Origin of the sequence: Pradoshia sp. (genome assembly GCF_051873915.1) — a bacterium.
GTDB lineage: Bacteria > Bacillota > Bacilli > Bacillales > Pradoshiaceae > Pradoshia.
On sequence record NZ_JBJEFJ010000155.1, the window covers coordinates 1 to 7,142 of the forward strand.

General features: G+C 43.4%; 7 protein-coding genes. 3 read left to right on the forward strand and 4 right to left on the reverse strand.

Going from position 1 to position 7,142, the window contains the following annotated elements:
- Positions 1 to 13 precede the first annotated feature (13 nt).
- Together ACI35L_RS13490 and yugI are read right to left on the reverse strand one after the other, a co-directional pair.
- Positions 14 to 1,213: an ornithine--oxo-acid transaminase gene (locus ACI35L_RS13490; RefSeq protein ID WP_439803100.1), complete on the reverse strand. Its 1,200-nt coding sequence runs from the start codon at positions 1,211 to 1,213 to the stop codon at positions 14 to 16.
- A gap of 231 nt (positions 1,214 to 1,444) precedes the next feature.
- Complete coding sequence (gene yugI / locus ACI35L_RS13495) at positions 1,445 to 1,846, reverse strand: S1 domain-containing post-transcriptional regulator GSP13 (protein ID WP_049669701.1); 402 nt, start codon at positions 1,844 to 1,846, stop codon at positions 1,445 to 1,447.
- A gap of 224 nt (positions 1,847 to 2,070) precedes the next feature.
- On the opposite strand from yugI, the gene ACI35L_RS13500 reads away from it, so the two are divergent.
- Together ACI35L_RS13500 and ACI35L_RS13505 are read left to right on the forward strand one after the other, a co-directional pair.
- Entirely contained in the window at positions 2,071 to 3,408 is a 1,338-nt protein-coding gene (locus ACI35L_RS13500; RefSeq protein WP_439803101.1) for a sodium-dependent transporter, read from the forward strand.
- 67 nt (positions 3,409 to 3,475) lie between these two features.
- Positions 3,476 to 3,838, forward strand: coding sequence for a helix-turn-helix domain-containing protein (locus ACI35L_RS13505; protein WP_049669699.1), 363 nt, complete (start codon positions 3,476 to 3,478; stop codon positions 3,836 to 3,838).
- A gap of 48 nt (positions 3,839 to 3,886) precedes the next feature.
- On the opposite strand, the gene ACI35L_RS13510 is transcribed toward ACI35L_RS13505, so the two are convergent.
- Positions 3,887 to 5,053, reverse strand: coding sequence for an aminotransferase (locus ACI35L_RS13510; protein WP_439803102.1), 1,167 nt, complete (start codon positions 5,051 to 5,053; stop codon positions 3,887 to 3,889).
- Positions 5,050 to 5,550 (reverse strand): Lrp/AsnC family transcriptional regulator, encoded by a 501-nt coding sequence (locus ACI35L_RS13515; protein ID WP_049669697.1) that lies wholly within the window; start codon positions 5,548 to 5,550, stop codon positions 5,050 to 5,052. The genes ACI35L_RS13510 and ACI35L_RS13515 overlap by 4 nt, the downstream gene beginning before the upstream one ends.
- Before the next feature lie 195 nt (positions 5,551 to 5,745).
- On the opposite strand from ACI35L_RS13515, the gene ACI35L_RS13520 reads away from it, so the two are divergent.
- Entirely contained in the window at positions 5,746 to 6,909 is a 1,164-nt protein-coding gene (locus ACI35L_RS13520; RefSeq protein WP_439803103.1) for a MalY/PatB family protein, read from the forward strand.
- Positions 6,910 to 7,142 lie beyond the last annotated feature (233 nt).

Below are 7,142 nucleotides of genomic sequence, written 5' to 3' on the forward strand. Positions count from 1 at the left end.
CTTCTCTCTTTTCTTAAACAGAAAAGACGTGTTTTATCTTGTCAATGGCCCAATCCAGATCTTCTTTCGAAATGATTAACGGCGGTGCAAAGCGAATGACGGTATCATGCGTTTCCTTGCATAATAGACCTTCCTCCTTCAATCTTTCACAATAAGGCCGTGCTTCACCGTGTAATTCCATCCCGATGAACAAACCTCTGCCGCGTATTTCCTTAATGATTGGATGATCAATTTTCTCCAGCTCTTCACGGAAGTATTGACCAAGTTCAAGTGAACGCTCAGCAAGCTTTTCATCTAAAATAACATCGAGTGCTTCGGTTGATACAGCACAAGCAAGCGGGTTCCCGCCAAAGGTTGATCCGTGGGACCCTGGATTAAAAACATCCAGAATATCATGGTCAGCTACGATACAGGAGATTGGGAACACACCTCCTCCAAGAGCTTTCCCTAAGATGTAAATATCGGGAACGACATCTTCCCAGTCACAGGCAAACATCCTGCCAGTCCGGCCTAAACCAACTTGAATCTCATCGGCGATAAATAAGACATTTTCCTTTTTACATAGCTCATAAGCTTCCTTCAAAAAACCAACAGGCGGAATATTGATACCTGCCTCCCCTTGAATAGGCTCAAACAAGAAAGCAGCCGTATTAGGTGTTATCGCTTCTTTCAGCGCTTGTACATCCCCAAATGGGATAAGCTTGATTCCCGGGAGCATGGGTCCAAACCCGCGTTTATATTCTTCCTCAGAGGACAAGGATACAGCAAGCATCGTTCTTCCATGAAAGTTGCCGATACAAGCGATTACTTCTGCCTTTCCATCCTCCACACCCTTCACATCGTATGCCCATCTCCTAGCAGCCTTGAAGGCTGTTTCCACGGCCTCTGCTCCTGTGTTCATCGGCAGAGCCTTTTCTTTTCCGGTGATTTGACAGATCTTTTCATACCATGGTCCAAGCTGATCATTATGAAATGCACGTGATGTCAAGGTGACACGGTCCGCTTGGTCTTTAAGCGCTTGAATAATCCTTGGGTGTCTATGGCCTTGATTGACAGCCGAATAGGCACTCAGCATATCCATAAATCGGTTTCCCTCAGGATCTTTCACCCAAACGCCCTCCGCTTCTGAAATGACGATTGGCAATGGATTGTAATTACGGGCACCAAACTTTTCTGTTTGTTCAATCATCTTGCTTGATACAGATGTTTTCATTACAGAATACCTCCAATCATAACAGTCATCTACTTCATCATACACTTACATGTTCAATCTTTCACGTATAATAATACTGCCAATTCTTAATAAAAAGAATATTCACCCTACACTTATATTATCTACTAATAGGAAGGGTATTCCTATTGTTTTTTTCAAAAGCATCTACTTATTTCAGAGGGGCTGTAAAAAAAAGCAGCCAGGGTACGTTCCCCTGAACTGCTTTAGTCATTACTTCTTGATAAGATCTTCACGCTTGGATTGTTCAATCCACTCTTCAAGTTTATCCTTCAATGTATTGAAGCCTTGTGGAGTTTCTGCTGGAGCAGTCTTAACTTGCTGTACTGCTTTCTTTCTTGGCTTGCGTGCTTCAGCTTTTTCTGCCGGTGCTTCTTCAGTTGCACGAATAGACAAGGCAATTTTGCCTGCTTCTTCGTCTACGGATAATACCTTCACGTTCACTTCATCGCCGACTTTAAGGATGTCATTGATATCCTTAACAAAGCCATGTGTAATTTCAGATATATGAACAAGGCCTTGTGTGGATTCATCCAACGCTACGAATGCGCCGTATGGTTGAATGCCCGTTACTTTACCTGTCAAAACTTGTCCTGCTTCATATTTTGCAGTCATAAAAACACTCCCAATAATGTATTTAAATCTCGTTATAATACGCAATATAAAATTATATCATAAAATTTACCCATTATCAAAAATGACCCTAGCAATAATGTCAATTCCCGAATTTTCTTTTTATAAACCTCGCAGGCCAATAACTATCTTTCGCAAACCTTGTCACTTCATGCTAGTATTAAACGATTAACGTCTAATCCTACTTACCTGAGGTGTATTTCTCTATGCAAAAACATGAACAATGGTCATCCAAGATAGGATTCATATTGGCAGCAGCCGGTTCGGCAATCGGGCTCGGTGCCATTTGGAAATTCCCCTATATGGCTGGCGAAAATGGCGGAGGCGCTTTTTTAATCCTCTTCATTGCTTTCACTCTCTTGATTGGCGCCCCTATCCTGATTTCTGAGTTTGTCATCGGCCGACACGCCAAAACGGATGCTATTCGTGCCTATAAGTCGATAGCATCGAATCGCACGTGGCAGCTTCTTGGCATAGGAGGTGTTGCTGCCTCTTTATTGCTTTTATCCTTTTATAGTGTTGTCGGAGGGTGGATTCTCTCCTATTTGGGAAGAGCTCTATTTGGCATGGTAACAGCAAATGGGCAGTATGAGCAGCTTTTTGCCCAAATTATTGAAAATCCAGTGGAATCCTTGACCGCTCAAATCATCTTCATGATTATGACGATCCTTGTCGTCCAAGGCGGGATTCATAAAGGAATTGAACGTGCGAGCAAGATTATGATGCCCGCCTTGTTTCTTCTATTTCTCATCCTTGCCATCCGCTCCCTTACATTGGATGGAGCAATGGAGGGAGTTAAATTCCTCCTCCAGCCAGATTTCGGGAAGCTATCTGCTGAATCCTTGCTTGAGGCACTCGGACAGGCTTTCTTTGCTCTAAGCGTCGGCATTTCAGTCATGGTCACCTATGCTTCCTACTTAAATGACTCGGAGGACTTGAGCAAGTCTGCCTTATCTGTCGTAGGACTGAATATCATGATTTCAATCTTGGCCGGGCTCGTGATTTTTCCTGCTGTATTCGCGCTTGGCTTTGACCCGACTTCCGGTCCCGGGCTCGTTTTTGTTGTCCTGCCAGCCGTCTTTAATGAACTGGCTTATGGAGGTTTGTTCTTTTTCGTGTTCATGGTCCTGCTTTTATTCGCTACCTTAACCTCTGCATTCTCTATTTTAGAGATTACGGTAGCTGTTATTTCGCGCGAGAATCCATCTAAACGGAAGCGTTCAACCTGGATTGCTGGATTTGTGACCTTCCTTGTCGGAATTCCAAGTGCTCTCTCATTTGGGGTCTTAAATGATTTCACCCTTTTCGGAAAGACGATTTTTGACTTAGCTGACTATATCACTTCAAATCTTGCTCTTCCGCTCGGTTCATTATTCATCTCTCTCTTTGTCGGATATGCAATGAACCGGAAAACCCTGTATGAAGAACTCCAGAAAGGATCGGCGATAACAGCTGGTTTATTTAACGCCTGGTATTTCACTATCCGTTATCTTTGCCCCGTTGCCATTTTAGCCGTTCTCTTCTATTCCGTCGGGATATTGTAACATTTCAAACTTCCCTCCATGCTCAATAATGATAGAATAAAAGAAAAGAGCATTAGGAGGGATTTTGATGTCAATTGGTGAAAACATACGAAAACATCGACTGGAAAAGGGTCTCAGCCAAGAGGAGTTAGCTATGCGCTCTCGAATCGGCACCCAGAAACTAGAAAAGTTTGAAGCAAATGAATTAATTCCCAACCTGCAAGTAATCTTAAATCTATCATCCGCACTTGAATGCCCTGCTTCTGAATTGATTGAACAAATAACACCAACAGGGCCTTGTGACATCGATGATGAATTACAATCTCTTATTCAAGAGATGGGACAGAAAAAGGCAAAACTGATTTTACGAAAAACGAAGGATATAGAAGAGAAGGATTTCCTGCACGTCATGCAAATGCTCTTTGATGTTAAATACGAACAAACCAAGTAAATGAGAAAAGGCCGAGCAGTATATCTACCTGCCCGGCCTATATTTATGCTATGCCCTTTTCTGAATAAAACGGTCGATGCGTGTCACAGCCTCACGCAGCTGATCCATAGACGTTGCATAGGAACAACGGATATGACCCTCGCCGCCAATTCCAAATACATCTCCTGGAACAACAGCCACCTTCTCCTCAAGCAGCAGCTTCTCGGCAAATTCTGCTGAGGTCATTCCTGTACTTTCAATGGATGGGAAGGCATAGAAGGCACCGCCTGGCTTATGGCAGGTCAGCCCCAACTCGTTAAATGATTCCACAAGATAATTCCTTCTGTGCAAATAACTTCTCCGCATTTCTTCCACATAGTCAAATCCATAGCGGAGCGCCTCAAGAGCTGCATGCTGAGCCGAAGTCGGAGCACACATAATGGCATATTGATGAATCTTCAGCATCGCTGCGGTAATTTCCTCATTCGCACAGACAAATCCAAGACGCCAGCCTGTCATCGCAAATCCTTTTGAGAATCCCGAGATAAGGATCGTACGGTCCATCATTCCCTCAATTGAAGCAAAGCTTGTATAAGCCTCATCATAAACAAGCTCAGCATAAATCTCATCAGAGAGGACAACCAAATCATGCTTGATGACAATCTTAGCCAAGGCCTCTAGATCATCCTTCGAAAGCTGGCTTCCAGTCGGATTGTTAGGCGAACAAATCATGATTGCCTTCGTCTTTGGCGTGATGGCCTCCTCCAGCTGCTGAGGCAGCAGCCTAAAGTCAGATTCCTTCGTCGTCCCAACCGAAACGGCTTTTCCGCCTGCCATTGTCACAAGCGGTGCATAGGAGACAAAGCAAGGCTCAACCACAATAACTTCCTCGCCAGGGTTCAAAATGGCTCTAAGAGCAATATCGATTGCCTGGCTCGCGCCCACCGTCACAATTATCTGACTTTCTGGTGAATAATTGACATGGAAGCGTCTGCTCATATAAGCAGCGATTTCTTCCCGCAATTGTATCAGTCCTGCATTAGCCGTGTAGGATGTATAGCCCTCTTCAAGGGAATTGATAGCCGCTTCACGATAGCGCCAAGGAGTAACAAAGTCAGGCTCCCCTACACCGAGGGAAACTACTCCTTCAACACCTGCCGCCAAGTCAAAAAACTTTCTAATTCCTGAAGGCTTCATGTTGCGTGCAGTGTCTGATAAATAATTGGTTTTAATCATGGTGAGACCACTATCCTTTTATCTTCTTCTTGTGGTGAAAAGACCGTTCCATCATGCTTGTATTTCTTCAAAATGAAATGGGTAGTTGTTGAAATGACTGAGTCAAGCGTTGATAGCTTATCTGAAACAAAGCGAGCAACCTCATTCATTGATTTCCCTTCTATTACGACAGATAAATCATAAGCCCCTGACATTAAGTAGACAGAGGTTACTTCCTCATACCGGTAGATCCGTTTGGCTGTCTCGTCAAAGCCTACCCCTCTTTTCGGAGTAACCTTCACATCGATCATGGCTGTCACGCCCTCATGCTCCTCCACCTTTGACCAATCCACTAATGCTGCATAACGAACAATTATATTTGAATCCTCTAATTTCTTCAGTGTCGTTTCCACATCAGAAACAGGGAGACTCGTCATCTTCGAAATATCTTCTACAGAAATTCTGGCATTTTCCTCCACAATCTGCATGATTTCGATTTCTTTATCAGTAAGGTGCATAGACCTAACCTCCATTTATAAATTGACTGAAAATTTAGTCTAAACTTTTTATATTATATCATTCTTATCACTAATTAGGTATGTAATTCAAGAAATATACTTCATCTGTACCTTGCTAATTTCAGGTAACATTTCTTAAAGTCTTTATTTCAGTGTGCTAAAATAGACAGATATTAGATGGATGGAGGGAATAATATGGTCAATTCAAATATACAATTCATTGAACGAAAAGGAACCGGTTCATTGAAATGGGATCACGCAGATGCCTTGTTCAATGGGGAAGGACTCTTGCCAATGTGGGTAGCCGATATGGACCTCGGTGTACCTCATCAAGTCCAGGAGGCCTTAATAGAACGTGTAAATCATCCCATATTTGGCTATGCACGTCCACAGGATTCTTTGTATGAATCTGTGATTAACTGGTTGAAAAATAAGCATCATTGGACCATTCAAAAAGAGCAAATCTTCTTCAGCTCTGGAGTTGTGCCTTCCATCGCGGCTTCTATCCTTGCATTCACGGAACCAGGCGATAAAGTCATGATACAGTCACCAGTCTATGCCCCATTCTACAGCTGCATTAACGAAAACAGCCGGACCCTTGTGGAAAATCCACTCCGCATTCAGGATAATCGCCTTGAGATTGACTTTGAAGACTTTGAGAATAAGCTGAAGGAGGGCGTCAAGCTCTTTATCCTATGCAGCCCTCATAATCCTGGGGGAATGGTTTGGAGCAAAAAGGAACTTGCCCGTATGGCTGAATTATGCGCAGACTATGATGTTCTCATCATCTCAGATGAAATCCATGCTGATTTAAGCTTATCCGGATATGAGCACACACCAATCGCCACCATCAATCCAAACACAATCACCCTTATGGCACCAAGCAAGACCTTCAATATCGCCGGCCTGCAAGCCTCTCTTGTCATTACTGAAAAGCAGGAGATTATGAAGAAGCTTACCGGGCAATTCTTAAAGCAAGGATTCTACGGTCTCAATGTCCTAGCTTATCCTGCCATGGAAGCCGCTTATACATATGGTGCCGACTGGCTGAAGGAAACAACCTCTGTGATTGAGGGCAACGTTGAGCTTGTCACAACCTTCATAAATGACAAACTCCCGAACGTAAACGTCATCAAACCAGAAGCATCCTTCCTGATTTGGATTGACCTGAACGGACTAGGACTCACAGATGCCGAGATCACCAAGCGCCTGATTCAAAAAGGAAGGCTTGCCCTCGAACCTGGAACCAAATTCGGCAAAGCCGGCAGCGGCTTCGTCCGCATGAACATCGGCAGCAGCCCGGAAACGGTTAAAGAGGGACTGAACAGGTTATACACAGCATTTAGTGATTTAGTATAATGATAGTATTTAATCGTATAGCAGGCAGGAAAAGGGCAATGCAGCTTTTCTCGCCTGCTTTTTTCATGATGATATCTCCGTTGAAAGAGGATTCTCTTGGAGCTGCCCCGCAAATTAAAATGGCGTAATCAATATTGTATTAAGCAAACTAACGCAAATAATAAGATTTCTTTGAAAGAATCTCTTCAGCTTGTCATTTTTTCATGATGAGGCCATGGATAGGCCTTCCTTTT

Excerpts from the sequence above, each read along its gene's own strand:
- ACI35L_RS13490 (WP_439803100.1), bottom strand. The coding sequence starts at position 1,213 with ATGAAAACATCTGTATCAAGCAAGATGATTGAACAAACAGAAAAGTTT.
- yugI (WP_049669701.1), bottom strand. The coding sequence starts at position 1,846 with ATGACTGCAAAATATGAAGCAGGACAAGTTTTGACAGGTAAAGTAACG.
- ACI35L_RS13500 (WP_439803101.1), top strand. The coding sequence starts at position 2,071 with ATGCAAAAACATGAACAATGGTCATCCAAGATAGGATTCATATTGGCA.
- ACI35L_RS13505 (WP_049669699.1), top strand. The coding sequence starts at position 3,476 with ATGTCAATTGGTGAAAACATACGAAAACATCGACTGGAAAAGGGTCTC.
- ACI35L_RS13510 (WP_439803102.1), bottom strand. The coding sequence starts at position 5,053 with ATGATTAAAACCAATTATTTATCAGACACTGCACGCAACATGAAGCCT.
- ACI35L_RS13515 (WP_049669697.1), bottom strand. The coding sequence starts at position 5,550 with ATGCACCTTACTGATAAAGAAATCGAAATCATGCAGATTGTGGAGGAA.
- ACI35L_RS13520 (WP_439803103.1), top strand. The coding sequence starts at position 5,746 with ATGGTCAATTCAAATATACAATTCATTGAACGAAAAGGAACCGGTTCA.